The organism is Pedobacter sandarakinus, assembly GCF_026240095.1.
Taxonomy (GTDB): domain Bacteria; phylum Bacteroidota; class Bacteroidia; order Sphingobacteriales; family Sphingobacteriaceae; genus Pedobacter; species Pedobacter sandarakinus.
Map to the genome: position 1 here is coordinate 409,064 of NZ_JAPIVG010000001.1, position 19,714 is coordinate 428,777.

Consider the following 19,714-nt stretch of genomic DNA (forward strand, 5'->3'; position numbering starts at 1 on the left):
ATTACCAAATGTAGGTTGCTACGGATCCACTATCGAGATTAGCAACTAGCACTTTGTTTTGATGACTGATATTAAATGAAACTTTGTTCTTGCCTGTATTAGCTACAATAAGAACCTGCTGACCTTTATCTGTTTTAAAAGCCACATTGGGCAATTCTGGAAGTGCATTCGAGGCTATCCTAACCGCACCCGGGCGAACAAATTTCGAAGCGTGTGCAATGGAATAGAATGCCAGATTTTTACTGTATTGATCTTTATCGATAGTAATTGCCCCTTGGCACATCGAGCAACCGCCCCTATCGGTGTAAGGTTTATTTTCTGGATCGGCGGCCAAATTCCATTCCAAAACATTTCGGCTCCAGTTTCTAGTGGCACCAATAATTAACCTACGTACAGGATTAATAATATTGATCGTTTTGGAATCAGCAGGCTCAACCACCATCTGTTCCGAAAAATAAATATGCTTATCGGGATGTGCTTCATGTACATCAGACAGCGCCTCTATTTTACCTCCATAAAGATGAAACGCCGCCCCGTCTATATATTTATTTGCTTCAGGATCGTTTAAAATGCTAATTGGATAATCTGGTCGATCTGCATTATGATCGTACACTACAATTTTAGTTTTGATATTTGCTTTTTCAAAAGCGGGACCAAGATGATTCTTTATGAAGTTTGCCTGATCGGGGGCAACCATTAATAAGCTAGGGTTATTTCCCGGATGAAGGGGCTCATTTTGTATCGTTATAGCATCAATTGTAATGCCTTGTTTTTTCATCTCTTCTACATACCGAACAAAGTATTTTGCATAGGCACTGTAATATTCAGGTTTCAACATTCCTCCCCGGGCATCATATGCGGTCTTCATCCAAAGCGGTGGCGACCACGGGGAGGACATAATTTTTAATTTAGGATTGATGGATAAAATTTCTTTCATCACCGGAATCACATCCTTTTTATCGTCGCCCAAATCAAACTTTGCCTGTTCCAAATCCGTTTCTCCTTCTGGTAAATCATTGTAAGAAAAAACTTTTTCATTCAAATCTGAAGCACCCATACTTAGTCGGATATAGCTTACGCCAATCTGTTCACCATTTGTTCCGAAAAGTTCATTTAGCAAAGCCGCTCTTGCAGGTGCAGACATCTTAACAATATGCTGAGCGCTTCCTCCTGTTAAGGCAAAACCGAATCCATCTATCGTTTGGTATTGTTGCTTATCATCTATTAAAATAGTTGGAAATGAATTTTTTTCTGTTGTAAAGATTAAAGGAATATCTTGTTTTTTGAATAAGGAAGAACGGTCTGCTTTGGTAAGCCATACCGTGGCATTTTTCTGGGCTAGAGCATCAAAGGAGAAGCAAATAAAGATGGTAAGGGAGAGGATAAAGAATTGGGGTTTTATCATTCGGGATACAATTTCAGATTAAACAAACAGGAAAGAGAAACCTCTCTTTCCTGTTAACAATTAATGATAAGCGTAATTCAGCGTGCTATTTAGTTCCGCCGTATTCTTTGTTTTGCTCTAACTTCGTATTGGCTAATTCACCTTGTGGAATTGGGAAAATCTCATTTCTTCCAGCTTTAAAGCCTTTGTAAGCAAGTGCAGTTGCGGCCTTGCCCCAACGCACAAGATCTAGAAAACGATGTCCTTCTCCCGCCAATTCCAATCTTCGCTCTCTCATGATATTATCTAGGTTTACAGCTACCGGATTTAAGCCTACACGTGCACGCACTGCGTTTAACAGCTGATAAGCACGGGTGCCAGGACCAACCGCAGCATTGCTTGCCAATAGCGCCTCTGCTTCTAGTAGATATGTATCAGCCAGACGAATTTCATATGAGTTTTGTGGAAAATTTAACTCTGTCTGCCCTGTTGGCGCTTTATCGGCTACTCTTCCGATTGTTTTTTCAAGGAAATAACCAGTATTTTGATACCCCTTCTCATAAGTAGCGATACCATTTTTCTCTAAACTATCTAGGTTAGCTACTGTAGCCTTGTTACGAGGGTCAAAATGAATGAAATCAAAGAAATCTTTAGTAAACAATAAGAAACTATATCCTGAATAGTAATCTGGAGCACCAGGACCTGGTTTATATCCCCGCGGACCAACAATAATGTTTAGTAAATTACCTTCTGAGGCACCTGCGTCATTCCATCCGCCATTTGAAGAGTTGGCATGAACAATTTCCAGAATGGATTCTGAATTATATTTGTTGGCCACTTTAAATAAGTCTCCGAAATTGGTTAACAACTTATATCCGTATGTCGCATTTGCTTGTCCGGGTGTACTTCCATTAACAAGAGCCAGTTGTTCTGCGGCTTGAGCATTTTTACCTTGCCACAAATATACTTTTCCGAGCATGGCTTGTGCTGCTCCCTTTGTAATACGTCCACCGTCGGTGCGGGCAACAACAGTATTTGGTAATCCTGGAATAGCTTCTGTAAGGTCTTTCTCTATCAATGCATAAATGTCGGCAGGTGCTACCTGGGTAACATTGTAGATGTCTTTTGGATCTACGGCAGAGGTAAGCAAAGGAATATTCTTAAAGAAACGAACCAAATCAAAATAAAAGATAGCCCTTAAGGTTTTGGCTTCAGCGATATAGCTATTCTTAGTAGTGGCATCCATATTAATATCGCCAATTTTGGATAGAAATACGTTTGCCCGGAAAATTCCTGCATAACCTTTATTCCATAAATAACCTTGAGGACCAACGGTAGAGTTTAAAGTAAAATTGTTTACTACCTGCAGATCGTTAATGTCTGAAGGTCCGCCACCACCAGCAATTTGATCATCGGAGGCTGCATCCATAATTGCAACTTTATCATATAATCCCCCGCTTTGGAAACCGAAACGATCATAAATTGCAATTAACGCCGATTTGGCTTCCTGTGGTGTTTTGTAATAATTATCTAATAGGATACGCTCTTGTGGGTTAATATCCAGGTATTTTTTACAACCACCCAACAACTGCAAACCAGCTAGGATTGCGATTGTGTATGTTATTCTTTTTTTCATAATCAATTATTTAAAAATTAGCATTAATACCAAATACAAAAGAACGGGCTTGTGGGTATAAACCACGATCGATACTGAAAGCATTTCCACTATTATTAGAACCCAATTCTGGATCGTAACCTGTATACTTCGTTGCAGTGAATAAATTTTCTGATAATACATAAACCCTGAACTTTTGCATACCAATTTTGCCTACAATGTTTTTAGGTAAGGTATAACCAATCTGGAAAGTTCTTAGCCTGAAATAACCTCCGTTTTCCAAATAAAGTGAAGAGAATCTGGTTAGATTTCTATTAGGATCAGAATCAGTAAGGCGTGGCTGAGTAGTAGACGGGTTGGTTGGTGTCCAACGATCCAACCTCGATGTTTGGTAGTTTGCATTAGGAATATCTAATCTCCTCAATCCCTGGAAAATTTTGTTTCCTGCAACCCCGCTACCAAAGGCAATCAAATCCCAATTTCTAAAAGACAGGTTCAGGGTTACACCATAAGTAAACTTAGGCAAGCCATTACCAATAAAGTCTCTATCATTCACATCAATTACTTCATCATTATTTATGTTGGCAAATTTAACATCGCCTGGTTTTGCAAGTGGCTGAAGAATAGTTCCATTTGGCCCCCTGTAAGCGTTAATTTCCGCTTGAGACTGGAAGATACCCTGGTTTACATAACCGAAGAATTCGTTGTAAGAATGACCGATTTGCGTACGGGTGATATTGCCCAATGTTTGGAAAGTGGCTTGACTATCATCGATAAAATTAACACCTGGGCTTAATTTGTCGATAGTATTTTTCAAAAATGAGCCATTACCGCTAAGACCGAAATTAATTTCACCAATTTTTTTACGATAACCTACCTCGAATTCAAATCCGGAATTCGACATATCTGCAATATTCGCTGCCGGGCTACCGCTACCAATATAACCTGGAACTGGTGGATTCTGCAGAATACCAACGGTCTTCTTTTTATACCAATCTAAAACCAAGTTGAAGTTATTAAATAGGGTTGCGTCGATACCGATATTTGTTTGACGGGTTTCTTCCCATTTCAAGTCGGGGTTTGCAGAAGCAGCCGGACTATAGCCAATATTTACGATGTTCTCGTTTCCGAAAGTGTAGTTTCTACCACTTCCAACTAAGGGAACGTAAGCAAAATCGCCAATACCATCATTTCCGGTTACCCCATAACTACCGCGAACTTTCAAGAAATTTACGATGTTGTTTTTTGGGAAGAAATCTTCATTTGTTGGCACCCAACCAACTTGTGCTGATGGGAAATATCCGTATTTATTATTTGCACCGAAACGAGATGAGCCATCTCTTCTAATAAGGCCAGAAAATAAATATTTCTCTTTGTAGTTATAGGTTAAGCGGGTAAATAAAGAAAATACTTTGTGATCTGTTCCTTCACTACCATCTGATGTTCTGTTTGCAGCAACAGGTTTAAATCGCATCGAAGCGGAGTAGAAATCCTGAGCCGGCACGTCATAAAATGTAGTGCTTACACTTCGGCTAAATCCATCACTGTAAGATCCCTGACCAACCAATAAACTTAGGTTATGATTGCCAAATGATCTGGTATATGATGCCGTGTTCTCTAAATTATAGGTAATAACGTAATTGATATTTCTCGAAAATTGTGTCCTGTTATTTGATGTTGATGAATTCAAATAATAGATCGGATTAAAACCATCACTACCATAGAATGCCAATTTAGAACCCAACGTAGAGCGGAATCTTAAACCTTTAATTGGTTCTGCTTCTACAAAAGCATTCCCAACAATATTATGATCCCATGAGTAGTTTCCGATTCTTCTTCTGATATCTCCTAATGGATTGGTAATCTCTTGTGCTACACGGGTTGATATTCCGTAAGGATTACCATTCATATCTCTAAAAACTGGCTGCGTACTATATGGAGCTGCCCCTGCAACAGCAGGATCGGTAATTATTGCCGGTGTAATCGGATCTAAGTTTATAGCCGAACTTAATGGTCCGCCAAACTCGCTATTGGTATTGCCTACACCATTGGTAATGGCATGGCTGTATCCTAAATTTTCGCCAAGTGTAAGCCATTTGTACAATTTATGCTGTGAATTGAGTCTGATATTTGCACGGTTGTATTTAGAGATATCTTGAGCCACAATCCCATCAACTTTCAAATACCCCGCAGATAAATAAAACGTCGATTTCTCACTGCCACCGCTGATGGATAATTCATGGTTTTGGCGTGCAGCATTATCATCAAACACATAAGATTGCCAATCTGTACCCTGACCGAGAGCAGCAGGATTAGCATAAGGCAAAGTAAATGTTCCAGAAACGAAGTCGTTTGTATAGGCCTCATTTCTTAGTGTGGCGTATTCCGTTGCGTTTAACAAGTTCAATTTCTTTGCTGCGCTGGCAACACCATAGTAACCGTTGTAGCTAAGTTCGATTTTGCCTTGTTTACCTTTCTTTGTTGTAACGATGATTACACCGGATGCTGCCCTGGCACCATAAATAGCGGCAGAGGCCGCATCTTTTAATACTTCAATCGACTCGATATCGGCCTGGTTTAAATAACCTATTCCTCCGTTATCAACTACAACTCCATCAATAACCCAAAGCGGATCATTTTTGCCGCCAAACGAGGTAAAACCCCTTAGCCTTACTGTAGAAGCGGAGCCAGGTTGGCCTGACTGTGCAGCAATGGTTAAACCAGATGTACGCCCTTGCAAGGCTTGTTCTAAACGGGTAGTTGTAGGTTGGTTTTCTAAATCTGCAGCCCTCACACTAGATATTGCGCCTGTAACAACACTTTTCTTTTGAACACCGTAACCAACCACTACAACATCTGTTAAATCTTGTGCGCTGGTTGCAAGTGATACATTTACGCGGCCACCTGCAGGAATAGTAATGGTTTGGGTTTTCATCCCAACTAAACTGAAGGTAAGTGTTCCGCCAACGGGCGCCTGAATAGAAAAAACACCGCTTGCATCTGTAGATGCTACACGGGTTGAACCATTGAGCTTTACAGTTACACCCGGCAATGGCTGTCCGTCGCTTTGGTCTGTTACTTTTCCTGTAACGGCAATATCCTGCGCAATCAGCGCAAGGGGAAATGCTAAGAAACAGTAAATGAAGAATACGAATGTAAATCTTCCTCTCATAGAAATTAGTTTAATGTTAATATTTGGTTAATTGTTAGCATTGCAACTTCAGCAAATGCATAAACCAAAGCTATGTTGCTTTATAAAGAATGCACAATTTGCTACTACTACACAAACCATACAGAAGCCCCACATAAACTGTAAAAGTATCAGGATAGGCACTACATAACCACTACAACATGAATGTATACCATTGATAATCAGTAATTAAGATTGATCATAAGTTTTACAACAAAAACTTTGATTGATTACTGTTTTGGGTTGGATATTGCAAGTAGAAACTCGTATAAATTCGTTTCGGGCTTAAGTTGTAATTTCTTTCTCAGGCGGTATCTGCCTACCTCTACCGCTTTGATCGTGATGTTCATCAATTGTGCCATTTCTTTTGATGAAAGATTCATTGATAAATACGCACAAAATTTTAAATCATTTTGGCTTAAGTCTGGGTAACGGTTTTTTAATTGGTTGAAAAAAGCGGCGTTTACATGATTAAAATGTATGCCTAGGTGATCCAATTCCTGATCTTTTTTCTCTACATCTTTAATCAGGCGAATCAAGTGCCTAAAACTGGGAGAGCTCTCGCTAATATCATGGTTCTTAATAACTGTTGAGATAACCTCCTTTATCTTTGCCAAAACTTTTCCGCGTTGAACAAGGTGCATGGTCATCGTAGAAAGCTCCTTGTTTTTATAATTTACATCGGCTTCTAGCTTTTCATTTTGCAGCCTAACAATCTCCTTCTCATTTCTATCTAATTCCAACTGGTGTAAATAGCTCATTCTATCTTGTTCCTTTTGGTGCTTGCTTTTTTGCCATTTAACCAGTAAACGTAGGCCTAATAAAACAATTGCCAGGTAAAGCAGTTTCATCCAGAAAGAATTATACCAGGCAGGCAAAATCTCAAAACTATAAGTTAAAACTTCAGACTCATTATCTTCGTTGGTTCTGGCTTTGATTTTAAACGCATAACTTCCCGCGGGTAAATTCGTATAATCCTTTTCACTCTTGTTGTTCCAGAGCGACCAATTATCATCAAAACCAACTAATTGGTAACTAAACTTTAAGTTTTTATCATGCTCAAAAAGGGTGGATGAAAATTCAAAATGAATTGAATTTAAATCATACTTGTAGCTTGGAATTCCAGAAGAATCCTGCTGATAGGTAATGGCTCCGTTTTTCACAAAATAGCCTCCAAAAACCAAGCTATCGGCCTTTCCAAGAAGCCTTACATTCCCAAGAATAACTTTTGGTTTAGTAATGTTTTCAATATATTTTAAGTAATTGATATGGTAGGCGCCCTTATTTGCACCAATAAATATGTTCTTACTGTCGAGTGTGTAAATCGACTCAAAACCGCCTACAACCTTCCCGTCTAACTCGGGCATGTAAAATATACGAAACGGATGAGCCGTTGAAGATTTACCAAAATCTATTACACCAACCTTTTTATTGGTTACAAACCATACGTTGCCGTCATTATCCTCTTTCAGGTATTGTATGGGCAGGTTATTCAATGCATTCCCAAACAATTTTAAGCGTATGAATTTATTCCTGTCCGCATCAAATTCAAAAACACCTTTAACCGTGGCAATAACAACCCTATTTTTAATGCGGTAAACGTAATTGTACAACTTGAAAGGTAATCCATCTTGGTCGGTATACATTTTAGTACTCAAGATCCGTTTATGGTCGGGCGCTAAAACAATTTTATATACACCATGGTAAGGGTGGGAAGCCCAAATGACATCAGAATTATTGTTATCAGCCACAATGAAACGCAAAGTTTCCGTAATTCCCTCTATCTTACCTAAACTGACGAATTTACCATTGATAAAGTTAAGCTTCTGCAACCCAGTGTATGTGCCCGCAACAACATCATTAATAGGATAAACATTTTCCAAGGGCTCAAACATCCATGTGCCAGGCAAATTATATATGGGTTGGGCAACCCTACCCTTTACCGCAGAAGTTCCTTCTTCGTGAGCCATCAATAACTCATTATTAAATTCATTTAATCCCCAAACCTGGCCGCGGGTATTTTTTACTTCCTCAAAATTAGATGTAGAATAACTCAAATCTCCATTGTTTTCTGAGATTTTCGAGGCGTACAATCCATTAGAAGTTCCAATATAAATAGACTGGTCAAATTTCCTGAAGGCATAGCTGGTAATTTGTTTGTTCCTATCGGGAAAAATATTCTTAATAGCACTGTTGATAGCGATGTATGAGATTCCATCGTCAAGCGCTAACCACAAGTTCTTATCGCGATCTAATAAAATGCCACGCACATTATTATTCTGCAAACCTTCCTTATAATTATACTTTTGGATGAGTTTTCCTCCTTTATTCATGATATAAATTCCGCCAGATGTGGTGCCCAAGGCATATTGACTTGCACTGATTTTACTGGAGAAAAATACACGATCATTAAAAAGAACAGGGTCGAATTTGGTTTCAAAAGTGCTTAATCTGCCCTTAGTGATAATAAACAAACCCTTTTTCAGGGTAGAGACTAACAATGAATCTTTTCCAAATGGCATAATTGCCGTTATGGAAGAATGTTTCAAGAGGGTATCTGTACAATAGGGTTTCCATGCGTCATCAGCATAAATCATCAAACCACTACCCCTAACTTGAGCATAGACTGTTCCATTGGCTTGCCCAAGGTGTAACCAGGTGGTATTGGTTTTGTAATACTTGAGCATGCCATTCTTGTAATGGACGATCGCGTTATTCGAACGAAAGAAAACTTCATCGTGAAAGATGGAAATATCCCAGATGTCGGCAAGTTTTCGGAGGCGTTCTGGTAATAAGGGCAACAATGAATGATATTGTAAAATACCATGATCGTTGGGATAAAAATAACCAAATTCATCTTGCCCGCCTACGTAAATTCTATTTTTAGAATCGATATCCAACGAACGCACTGCAGTAAAGTTTGGTAGGCGGTACAAATTCCAATATCTGCCATTAAAGGTTAACAAACCTTCATTATTCCCGAAGTATAAAATGCCTCCGCGGTCTTGTTTTACATCCCAATTTTGGATCCCACCTTTATAATCTTCGTTATTATAGTTTACAATTTGAGGAATACCCAACAAATCTTGCGCAAGGGCATTTCTACCGACTATAAAAAAGATAAAGGCAAAAAGGAATTTCTTCATTTGGCAAATTGGAGGCTTTATGCAATGATAAAAATATAATTCCAATTCCTAAGCAGCAGATTGGGAAAACCAACACCATATGGCAGCGATTAGGGCTTTGTAAACATATACCGCTTTTTGCTACTTCATTAAATATTTTTCTACCGCTTTTCTCCAAATAGCATATCCCTTTGCGTTCATGTGTAACATATCGCCAACAAAAAGCTCTGGTCGCATCTCGCCGGTTTTAGTAAGCATCGGAGTAAATACATCAACAAATTTTGTATTCGGTTCTTTTGATAAAAAATTTTTGATCAGCGCATTGGCGGCTACTGCTTTTTCTCTAAATGCAGCTCTACTCGGACTAGGTTTTATAGAAATGTAAACCAGCGGAACATCCGGTAATTTTGCTCTAATGGCCCGGTATAACTTTACAGTCCTGTTCAGCACAGAATCGGCAGTAGTTTGCGCATTAGGTATATCGTTCTCGCCCACATACAGCACAATCTGCCGTGGTTTGTATGGAAATACTATATCGTTCAGGTAATAGGTAATATCGTTGGTAACCGCTCCGCCTATACCCCTATTTAAAGCATTATATTTAGCAAAAATCTGAGTAAGATCATCCCATTTACGAATAGAAGAACTACCAACAAATAATACGGGGTTCACCGGAGGTTTAAACATCTGATCGTATTTTTTGATCGTTTGCACGTCATCCCAGAAAGCGTGTTTTTGTTGCGCATTAACGCTTAAAATAATCAGGTTAGCTAGTAATACTATTAAGGATAATTTTTTCATGGTTATTAATCTTTTATTGAAAAGTTTACAATATAGCAATCAGCAATAAAGATTGAAGATAAAAAATGTACAACTTTTAGATCCGTATTTTTAAAGCAGGTTGAAATTAGTATCTTAGGCAGAGCCAAAAACCTATAAATCAAACATTTGTTAGGGGCTAGGCACATCATTGATCTAAATTATACACTTTATGGGAGCGCTTTTAAACGTACTATTGCCTAGCTTAATTGGTGCAATTAGTGCCATCTTGGTTATTTTCATCAACCAGTATTTCGAAACCAGAAATAAACAGCTGGCAAGCAAGAAAAAAGAACTCGAAAAGATATTTGCCCCCTTAGAAATTTTATCCAGGGTAAATAAACAGGAATTTATTCGCTTCCAGGCTATGGGTAAAATTACTGATGACGAACGTAATTTCATTGAGCAAAGTATCTGGTATCCCAATAATATGGAGATCAAAAAAATCTTAATGAGCAACTCACATTTGCTAAGCGAAATGCCCCAGGCATTCTTAGATTTACTAGATCATATTAACCTATGGCTGTTTGTTTACGAGTCTAAATATGTTTCGAAAACGTACAATGGTCCCGTATATGCTGGTCCTGGTGGCAAACCTTACCCAAAAGGTGCCGATGAATATATTTATCAGAAAGCCAGTGAATATAGGGCATTGTTGAGAAAATGATTTTTCTTTGTGCAACGATTGTCCCAAAGATACCATGCAATACTTATTGTTTTGTTATATCAAATAACGATGCCATCTTAAGCCATACTTGCGCCAAAATATGAAACGCCGTTTTAATTTATTTCTGTTAGCAATCTTCAGCACGATGATGCTTCTATCATGTGAAAATTCAATTTCGCTGGCCGATCAGCAATTTTATTTGGTTAAGCCAGAATTGGGTGGTAAGCGTTATGCGGTGATACAATGTCAATTTGCAGCAAACACCGTAGAATTCTTTGCTTTTAAACAAACCAATGGAACAGCTGATTATACCAAGGGGCCATATCTCGTAAAACACGATCAAATTAGCTTCCCAAAAGGAACCTTCGAAATCGTAAAAGTCGATGGTGGTTATCAATTGAAAATGCTCGGCCAAGTTCAACATCAACTTCTTACAGCAGATGGATATAAACTGTATCACGACACTTATAAACAAAGTGCCGAACAGCGCAAATAGCTGTGAACTTAGACTTTACAGAAACTATTATCGGGTTAGTTCGGCACTTATACCACCTGTTATTTACTTAATTTTTATGTAAGTTTTACAGCTATAAAGCCTGATAGAGTTTGCTACAAGCATGGCATAGAATATCCTATTCATTTTATCAAAGTCCGTTACTTGGTTTAGCTTAATTACTCCCCGCTCTTCCGTTTATATCGTCGGTAGCAGTTTTTCTGGTTCTTGCCGATTTAACATTCTGGTTTCCAAAACTGTAACTCATGTTGAAATTAATTCTTCTACTGGAATAATGGTTTACCACATTCATGTTTACATTTTGATAAACTAAGCTACCAGCCCAGTAGTTCGTTAGGAAGATATCATCTATATTTAACCGTAACTTTAATTTTTTATTCCACATACTTTTTTGCACGCCTGCATTAACAGCATATTGATTGATAGTTGTTTGCTCTACACCTGAAATTCGTGGCGTATTTAACCAAAAGTTTATTTCGACGCTGAAATTTTTTGGGAGTGTAAAAGTGCTTGAACTGTACACATTCACAGCTGCCTTAGCAGCCAGATATGGCGCTCCCTCCAAATTGCCATCCTCAAATTTGCTGTAGTAAACACTGGCGTTGTTCTGTAAGTTCCACCATTTTGTTATTTTTATGGGGATGAAGACACCCGCCGAAAAATTTTGGAAACGACCGAGATTTTGCCTCACTACACTTATTACACGGGTGGCATCATTCTGCTGACTTATCTGCGTAATCATATCCCGGGTATTGGCATAAGTTAATGAAAGCGAGGCCTGCTTATAGCTATAGTTCACCTCAAAGTTATCGGTAAATTGCGGCTTTAAATACGGGTTTCCCTGGTCTACCGCCAATGGATCCATATAGAAAACAAAAGGGTTTAACTGCTGGTAATTCGGCCGATCTACACGCCTGCTGTAAGAATATCCCAGATTGTGATTCTCACTAAGCTTCTGGTGCACAAAAATTGTTGGAAAAAGCGACAAATAATTGCGATCTACTTCTTTACTATCAGTAACCGACATGCCGTTAGAATGCGTATGTTCTGCTCGTAAACCCAATTGAACCTGCCACGATTTCCATGTCTTTGATACATTCCCATACGCCGCATTAATATTCTCCTTGTAAACAAAGTAATTCGATTTTCCCAAGTCATTTTGCCATACCAGACCAATTAACTGTTCAGAAAGAAAATCGTTATTGGTTATTACGTAGCTACTTTTTACACCCGTTTCTATTTTCAAGTTTTCTGATACCTGCAATGTTAAATCGCCTTTGGCTGCGTAAACGCTAATCTCGGCATCGGTAGTATTTCTCAAATTAGTTTGCTTGGTTACTTTGCCGGTTGCCTCCAAATAATCAGCAATGAAGTCCTCAGTTTTTTCATTGCCAAATCCGGCATAATCCACATCGAAAGTTAAAAAATTACCCTTTTTGGTAAAGTCATGCTTCAGATTCAAATTTGCCGTTAAATTGCCTACGGGTGATGTAGAATATGCATTCTGAACAATTGAACTTAATGTATTTGATCCATTTTGAACCGCATTGATATTTGTATTGCTGAAATTTGTGAGCTTGGATTTAACGGTGTTGGCATCTACCATTACCCCAAATACCGTTTTCTCATTAGCATAATAGTCTGCACCAAATTTGCCCTGGAAACCGACTCCTTTGTTATTGCGGTCGAAATTTTGGGTAAGATAGCTGGCTGTGCCGTTTGCAATACTCGTTCTGTCCAGAAAAATATTGTTAAAGTTTACCTTTCTGGCTATGGCGCCATTCCCAAAAACATTCCACTTCCCTACACGATGGTTGAGATTAAGGTTCACTCCTCCACGGTATAAATCTGCGGGTGAATTGGGCATAATTCCCTGACCACCATTGAAAGATAGTGAGCCGTTTGTACCGAAAGATTTATTTCTTTTTAGTTTGATGTTAATGATACCTGCATTTCCTGCTGCGTCGTACTTAGATGATGGATTAGTAATAATTTCTATTGTAGAAATTTGTTCAGCACTCATGTTGCTTAATAAGGTTGTAACGTCGGCTCCTGATAAAAAATTTGTTTTGCCATCAATCATAATCAACACACCGGGTTTGTTATTGAGCTTAATCTGATCGCTTTGTCTATCAATTTGAACGCCAGGTGCCTTTTCCAAAACTTCCAAAGCCGTTCCGCCGGTTGCTGTGATGCTATTTTCAACATTCAAAACCGTTTTGTCTACTTGATGCTCAATAAAAGGTTTAGTAGCAGAAACACTCACCTCATTTAATTGCTTGGCCAATGGCTGTATCGTTATGGTGGGTAGAGTGACATCTGCGTCTAAAACAAATTTCTCAGTTTGCTTTGTTTGGAAACCCACCAAAGACACAATAATAAAATACGATCCACTGTTCACCTGCGTAAATTTAAAATGGCCTTCGATGTCTGATGAAATGGTTTTCACTTGTGATGTATCCGCCAACCTGAATAACTTTACCACAGCATATGGCGCAGGTATGCGCTTTTCATCGTTAATTTTTCCTTCAATACGATTTGATTTTTGGGCAAAGGAGATCCCACACGTCATTAGACATGCAATGAGCACATACAATTTCTTCATGATTATTTTGTCTGCCTTCTGGCGATTAATTGATAAGCTTATATTTTAGTTAAACCCAATTCTTCCTCAATCTCTTTGATTCTATTAGATACAGAATCTTGTTCGACACTATCGGTGGCTGAATTTTCCTGTAGAAATTTCAAGTGAGACAGTTCTTCCCTCAATGTTTTATTTTTAATGGCATCTGCTTTCATTTGTGCTTCACACTTTAAGCCTTCCGCTGTCATGATCCAAAGGCTTGCGTCATCATTATCATTTTCGAGTTTGCCGCAATCCCAGGTCCCATAATAATTGTTGAGGTACCTATAAACGTCTTCTTTCAAAATCAATTTCGTGCCAACAGGTACTTCTATGTTCAACCAAACTTCCTGGTTTCTCCAGATGGTTCCCTTTCGCAATTGAAATCGCGGGTTCAATACAATTGATGCATCTTTTACAACGTATCTGTAATCGATATTCTGCGCATTTTGTAAAGCACTCTGGAAAGTTTTTCCTTGTGATTCGTACTTTTGGATCAAACGTGTAGTTCCTGTCTGGCTCTTTTCAATATTAATCCGGATCTTACTAGGGAAGATGAAAGGCCCATCCTCGAAGTCATCAGTTACAATCTGCCTACGTTGGCTACCGTCGATTTGGTAAATTAAACTGTCTTCTTTACTGAAATATTTACTTTTATCAATCTCGATTACATAAGTTTTAAATGATTTCAAATCGGTGGTTTGTGTAAGTTCGGCATGCTGCTTAAACTCCGAGGAAATTTTTGCTGCATAATATCCGGTTGCGGCAACACCAGCCAACCATATAATTAGTAACGCAAAAGACAACGTTTTATTAATGGCTTGTTTATTAAAAGCTACCCTGATAGAAAAAAGTACTAAAGCCAAAATAGGCACGAAACATACAACAAACGCACTGAAAACTATCACGCCCCTGTTTCCGTAATTGATAATAGAAAAAGGAAAATATTCATAGATACTCGAATCCCAGAAACCCTGAAAGGCCGCAAAACCAATAATAAGCGAGAGTAGGAAAAATACACCGAAGAGGATGATAAATCCTGCAATAACTTTAAAAATTACTTTTCCTGTGCCCGAGATAAATTTTGCTAGCCACTCAAAAAATTCACCGATAAAAAGGCCTAATCGGCCGAAAATTGGTTGAGCATGTCTGTTCACTTCGCTCAAGCCTGCCTTCATTGCTTGCAACTCCTCATCTAAATTTCGTTGGAAGCCCTGTAGGTTTGCAGGTTCACCTTTCATTTCCATACGCTCTAGTCTGGATGTGGCCTTAGGCATAATCACCCACAAAATCCCATAAACCAATATTCCGGCACCGCCTAAAAATGTAATAAGAAAAAAGGCTAACCGTATCCATCTGGCTTCGGTGTTAAGATAATGTGCTATTCCCGCACAAACGCCGGCAACAACGCGGCTGTCCATATCGCGGTATAATTTTTTGTCGATAAACTGATGCTGATCGTTACTTTGTGTAAAAGATTCTTCCTCGTTTACCTCAGCCGAATCAAAATCTTGTACACGCCCCATTTGTGTAATTACCAGTTGCACATTGGCAGCATCTATTACTTGCTTTTTCTGCGCCTCGAGTTGTTCACTTAATAACTCTGCAATACGGTTTTCAATGTCCGTTACAATCTCGAAGTCGTCGGCATGGTTAGCGAAGTACTGCTTCACTTCATTTAAATAAGCTTTCAAAAGTTCGTAGGCACTTTCCTCGATATGAATAATCGTATTGCCAATATTGATGATGATGGTCTTTTCCATTTCAGTTTCTAAAAATTATGAGTTGGCTCCTTTTTGAGATACACCTACAGCATAAGCCAATTCTTGCCAGGTTTGATCCAATTGTGATAAAATATCTTTACCTATTGCTGTTAAAGTATAGTATTTGCGTGGAGGTCCTGAGGTAGATTCTACCCAGTTATAGCTTAATAAACCATTGTTCTTAAGCCGAGTTAACAAGGGGTATAATGTGCCCTCTACCACCAATAACTTCGCCGATCTCAATTCAGCGATGATATCAGAGGCATAGATTTCTCCTCGTGATATGATGGATAAAACACAGTACTCCAGAATTCCCTTCCGCATTTGCGTTTGCGTATTTTCTGCTATCATAATACAAAGATATATGTTTTATAATGTACTATGCAATACATAGTACTAAATATTTAAAATAATAATTTATATTATATTGATAATCAATATCTTATTTTTTGTTCGTATCAGAAATTTCAGCATTATAAATTTAAACTGACAAAAGATCAGCTAAAAATTTGCAATAAATGCGAAGGAATTTAAAAAACGATAAATACTATAGATTACATATATTTTTATAGTTTTGTAATCATCTTAACTTATTTTCATGAAAAAGTCTATTGCTAGTATTGTTGCAGAAGCAAACGAAACCGGCGAAGGAACGCTAAAAAGAACACTCGGTCCCATTAACCTGATCTTGATTGGCGTTGGTTTAACACTTGGAGCAGGATTATTTTCGATTACGGGCCTTGCTGCTGCCAACCATTCTGGTCCGGCGGTTACACTTTCATTTGTTATTGCTGCCATAGGCTGTGGCTTTGCCGCTCTTTGCTATGCGGAGTTTGCTTCAATGATACCTGTGGCCGGTAGTGCTTATACTTATTCTTATGCCACGATGGGCGAGCTTTTTGCATGGATTATCGGTTGGGATTTGGTACTCGAATATTCAGTAGGCTGTGCAACAGTGGCCATTAGCTGGTCGCAGTATTTAACTAAATTTCTGTCTAGTCTAGGCATCTATTTACCACCTCAACTAACACTATCACCATTTGAAACTGCTAAACTTGCAAACGGCGAAACCGTAAATGGAATAATCAATATTCCCGCTGCTTTAGTTGTGGTATTAATGACTGCAGTCTTAATCCGTGGTACAAAGGGATCAGCCATTGTTAACGGCGTGATTGTTTTTTTGAAGGTTGGCGTTGTACTCGTATTTATTGCCTTAGGGTGGCAATATATCGATCCATCCAATTATCATCCATACATCCCTGAAAATACGGGCACCTTTGGCCAGTTTGGCTGGAGCGGTGTGTTAAGGGGTGCCGGCTTGGTATTTTTTGTTTTTATTGGCTTTGATGCTGTGGCAGCTTCTGCACAAGAAACTAAAAATCCTGCCAGGGATTTGCCAATCGGAATTATCGGCTCTTTATTGGTTTGTACCGTCTTGTTTGGTTTATTCGGACATGTAATGACGGGCTTAGCGAATTACAAAGACTTTGCAAATAGCGGTGCACCTGTGGCTATCGCCATCGAAAAAACACCTTACGGATGGCTCAGTCAAGCCATTATTCTTGCGATCTTAATTGGCTACACTTCGGTAATATTAATAGATTTAATGGCACAGTCTCGAATGTTTTACTCCATAAGTAAGGATGGATTGCTACCAACAATGTTTTCTGATGTACATGCTAAATTCCAGACCCCATGGAAATCAAACATCATCTTGTGCGTGTTCATTGGTCTTTTTGCAGCGTTTGTTCCGATGAATGTGGTGGGCGAAATGACCAGCATAGGCACTTTACTTGCCTTCCTAATGGTTTGTGTAGGCATTCTTATCTTAAGGAAGACTAACCCAAATGCCAAAAGACCCTTTAAAGTTCCTTTTGTTCCATTGGTGCCCATACTTGGGATCTTTACCTGTATTGCTATGATGGTTTTCTTACCCTGGGAAACTTGGTTAAGGCTTATTGTATGGTTAGCAATTGGCTTAGCGATTTATTTCTGGTATGGAAAAAAACACAGTAGATTGAGAAACGGTAAATTGTAATTGGTTAAAAATAAATAGTTAAGAGCAAAAAATGTTAAGCCATAATCCGAGATTTACGTAGTTATACCCAAATTACCACGCAGGTTGAGAATAAATGTTTAAGTTATCCACAAACTAGCGCTTACGAATGTTTTTGGCTTGTGATTTGTTTTCAGTTTAATACCCTATAAAAACTTTTTTTATGCTTATTAAATTAGACACATCGATATTTAGACTTGCGAGAGCAAAGGCAGAAACTAAACCAACAATTGCTAAACCTTTAACAAGAGCACAATGGATTAATGCAGATAGAATTGTAATTGCCATGATGTTCCTTGCGACTATAATAGGCGCAATTTTATTTTAGATTTAAATGTTCTATCAAAAGTCTTCTTCGATCAATGCTTTATTGATCATTACTGCAGCCATGGTACCAGCTGATACAGCTACAGATACCGTACGCATCAGCGTGGTGCAATCTCCTGCCGCATAAACGCCAGCAACATTGGTTTGCTGAAGCTCATTTACTTTTATTGTTTTCAAATCGGTATACTCAACTGCTAGCTGCTGACTGAAATCCAAGTGTTGCTTCACATCGCATCTGGCATAAACAGCTTTTAGGTTTATAAATGCACCATTTTTAAACATGACACCACTTAAGACACCATTTTCGTGAATAAACTCAGAAACTTCTTCTTCGATGATGTCTATAGACTTCGACCGTAACTTGTTAGTTTGCTCAACGCTTAGCTGAGATTTTCCATTTGTCAGCACTGATAATTCCTTATTCCAGTGATTTAAATTCTTAGCCATCTCAAAAGCATGGTCTCCATTCATCAATAAACCGATTTTTTCGCCACTTACCTCATACCCGTGGCAGTATGGACAATGGATTACAGATATTCCCCAACAAGATTCAAAGCCCATGATGTCAGGAAAAACATCTTTTAAACCAGTTGCAAGTAAGATTTTTCTTGAAGTATACACATGCTGAGCGGTAATAACTTCGAAGCCTAGATCTATCTTTTCTATAATCAAAACTCGTTCGTTACTGAGGCTAATTGTTGGATAATTGAGCACTTCAGATTTAGCAATAGTAGATATTTCACTTGGTTTTTGGCCATCGTGTGTTAAAAAATTATGCGAATATGGCGTTTGCCGATTGCAGGGTTTACCTTCATCTAAAATTAATGTTTTGCGTTTGGCCCTACCTAATGCTAATGCACCCGAAAGCCCGGCATAACTTCCTCCGATGATAATTACTTCAAATTGTTGATGATCCATTATTAACAAAGATGCAAAAGTAAAATTACAAATGCAACAATGTTGCCTTAAAGATTAGGTATTTATTTTAGGTATACAATTGCTTTGATAAACCTGCCAAAATAAAAACTTACTGCTATTATCTTGTATTTGCAGTGATCAAAATAGACTTCTGTATCAACCAAAGTTTTCGTTTCCACATTACTAAGTATCCGAAAGAACTGGTACATCAACTTCAAAAATACCTGCTTCCACCAAATAGATCCATGTTTTAAAGTGAAATCGACCATGAGCCATACCCCTTGGTTTATCAGCAGCAGATTAAGCTTTTTAAAAACCATCTCGGCAGTTTGAGTTGAGAAATTATCAAATAAAAAAGGAGTTAAAATGGCATCAAAACGGCAATTGCTTTCAAAGTTTTCAATGCTGTCGCGATAAAAAGTAACTTCATTATCATGGGTATTTCTTTTCATCGAAAGCAATATCATCTTGGCTGATACTTCAACATAAGTGATATTTAAACCTGATGGATGAATCTTTGCAATTTCTTCTAATATCCAACCCGTACCACCACCTACAATGAGTATATTTCCCCTCGTCGGAAGGTATTTCAGTTGATGGATCTGGGCATTTACCTGGGCACGACCAAATACCATCCTGCTTAGGAAGTCGTAACTGTTAGCTATTTTATCATAGTTATTATTCACATTTAATACCCGTTTTAACTTATGCAA

At 38.4% G+C, this 19,714-nt stretch carries 14 protein-coding genes; 4 read left to right on the plus strand and 10 right to left on the minus strand.

Translation table 11 applies throughout. From position 1 onward, the window contains the following. Position 1: 1 nt before the first annotated feature. From OQ268_RS01625 to OQ268_RS01645, 5 genes are all read right to left on the minus strand, one after another. Entirely contained in the window at positions 2-1,405 is a 1,404-nt protein-coding gene (locus OQ268_RS01625; RefSeq protein WP_265854316.1) for a glycoside hydrolase family 30 protein, read from the minus strand. Between the two features lie 85 nt (positions 1,406-1,490). Next, entirely contained in the window at positions 1,491-3,020 is a 1,530-nt protein-coding gene (locus OQ268_RS01630) for a RagB/SusD family nutrient uptake outer membrane protein (RefSeq protein ID WP_265854317.1), read from the minus strand. A 10-nt stretch (positions 3,021-3,030) separates the two neighbouring features. Continuing rightward, positions 3,031-6,171 (minus strand): SusC/RagA family TonB-linked outer membrane protein, encoded by a 3,141-nt coding sequence (locus OQ268_RS01635; protein WP_265854318.1) that lies wholly within the window; start codon positions 6,169-6,171, stop codon positions 3,031-3,033. Positions 6,172-6,419: 248 nt separating this feature from the next. After that, positions 6,420-9,335: a triple tyrosine motif-containing protein gene (locus OQ268_RS01640; RefSeq protein WP_265854319.1), complete on the minus strand. Its 2,916-nt coding sequence runs from the start codon at positions 9,333-9,335 to the stop codon at positions 6,420-6,422. A 120-nt stretch (positions 9,336-9,455) separates the two neighbouring features. Beyond that, the gene (locus OQ268_RS01645; protein ID WP_265854320.1) at positions 9,456-10,115 is read right to left on the minus strand and encodes a GDSL-type esterase/lipase family protein; all 660 of its coding nucleotides are present in this window, start codon (positions 10,113-10,115) and stop codon (positions 9,456-9,458) included. Positions 10,116-10,305: 190 nt separating this feature from the next. Between OQ268_RS01645 and OQ268_RS01650 the strand changes: the two genes are divergently transcribed. Beyond that, on the plus strand, positions 10,306-10,800 hold the full coding sequence (locus OQ268_RS01650; protein ID WP_265854321.1) for a hypothetical protein: 495 nt from the start codon (positions 10,306-10,308) through the stop codon (positions 10,798-10,800). A 100-nt stretch (positions 10,801-10,900) separates the two neighbouring features. Next, complete coding sequence (locus OQ268_RS01655; protein WP_265854322.1) at positions 10,901-11,296, plus strand: hypothetical protein; 396 nt, start codon at positions 10,901-10,903, stop codon at positions 11,294-11,296. A gap of 172 nt (positions 11,297-11,468) precedes the next feature. Here OQ268_RS01655 and OQ268_RS01660 read toward each other — a convergent pair whose 3' ends face one another. The 3 genes from OQ268_RS01660 to OQ268_RS01670 are packed head-to-tail and all read right to left on the minus strand — an operon-like array spanning position 11,469 to position 16,051. Then, on the minus strand, positions 11,469-13,919 hold the full coding sequence (locus OQ268_RS01660; RefSeq protein WP_265854323.1) for an outer membrane beta-barrel family protein: 2,451 nt from the start codon (positions 13,917-13,919) through the stop codon (positions 11,469-11,471). Positions 13,920-13,957: 38 nt separating this feature from the next. Next, positions 13,958-15,700 carry a PspC domain-containing protein gene (locus OQ268_RS01665; RefSeq protein WP_265854324.1) on the minus strand — a complete coding sequence of 581 codons (1,743 nt, stop codon included), beginning with the start codon at positions 15,698-15,700 and terminating at the stop codon, positions 13,958-13,960. Between the two features lie 15 nt (positions 15,701-15,715). Next, positions 15,716-16,051, minus strand: coding sequence for a PadR family transcriptional regulator (locus tag OQ268_RS01670; protein ID WP_265854325.1), 336 nt, complete (start codon positions 16,049-16,051; stop codon positions 15,716-15,718). A 247-nt stretch (positions 16,052-16,298) separates the two neighbouring features. Between OQ268_RS01670 and OQ268_RS01675 the strand changes: the two genes are divergently transcribed. Beyond that, complete coding sequence (locus tag OQ268_RS01675; protein WP_265854326.1) at positions 16,299-17,738, plus strand: amino acid permease; 1,440 nt, start codon at positions 16,299-16,301, stop codon at positions 17,736-17,738. Between the two features lie 181 nt (positions 17,739-17,919). Continuing rightward, positions 17,920-18,084, plus strand: a complete 165-nt coding sequence (locus OQ268_RS01680; protein ID WP_265854327.1) for a hypothetical protein — start codon at positions 17,920-17,922, stop codon at positions 18,082-18,084. A gap of 14 nt (positions 18,085-18,098) precedes the next feature. On the opposite strand, the gene OQ268_RS01685 is transcribed toward OQ268_RS01680, so the two are convergent. Then, complete coding sequence (locus tag OQ268_RS01685; RefSeq protein ID WP_265854328.1) at positions 18,099-19,001, minus strand: NAD(P)/FAD-dependent oxidoreductase; 903 nt, start codon at positions 18,999-19,001, stop codon at positions 18,099-18,101. A gap of 62 nt (positions 19,002-19,063) precedes the next feature. After that, complete coding sequence (locus tag OQ268_RS01690; protein WP_265854329.1) at positions 19,064-19,687, minus strand: class I SAM-dependent methyltransferase; 624 nt, start codon at positions 19,685-19,687, stop codon at positions 19,064-19,066. Positions 19,688-19,714: the final 27 nt, after the last annotated feature.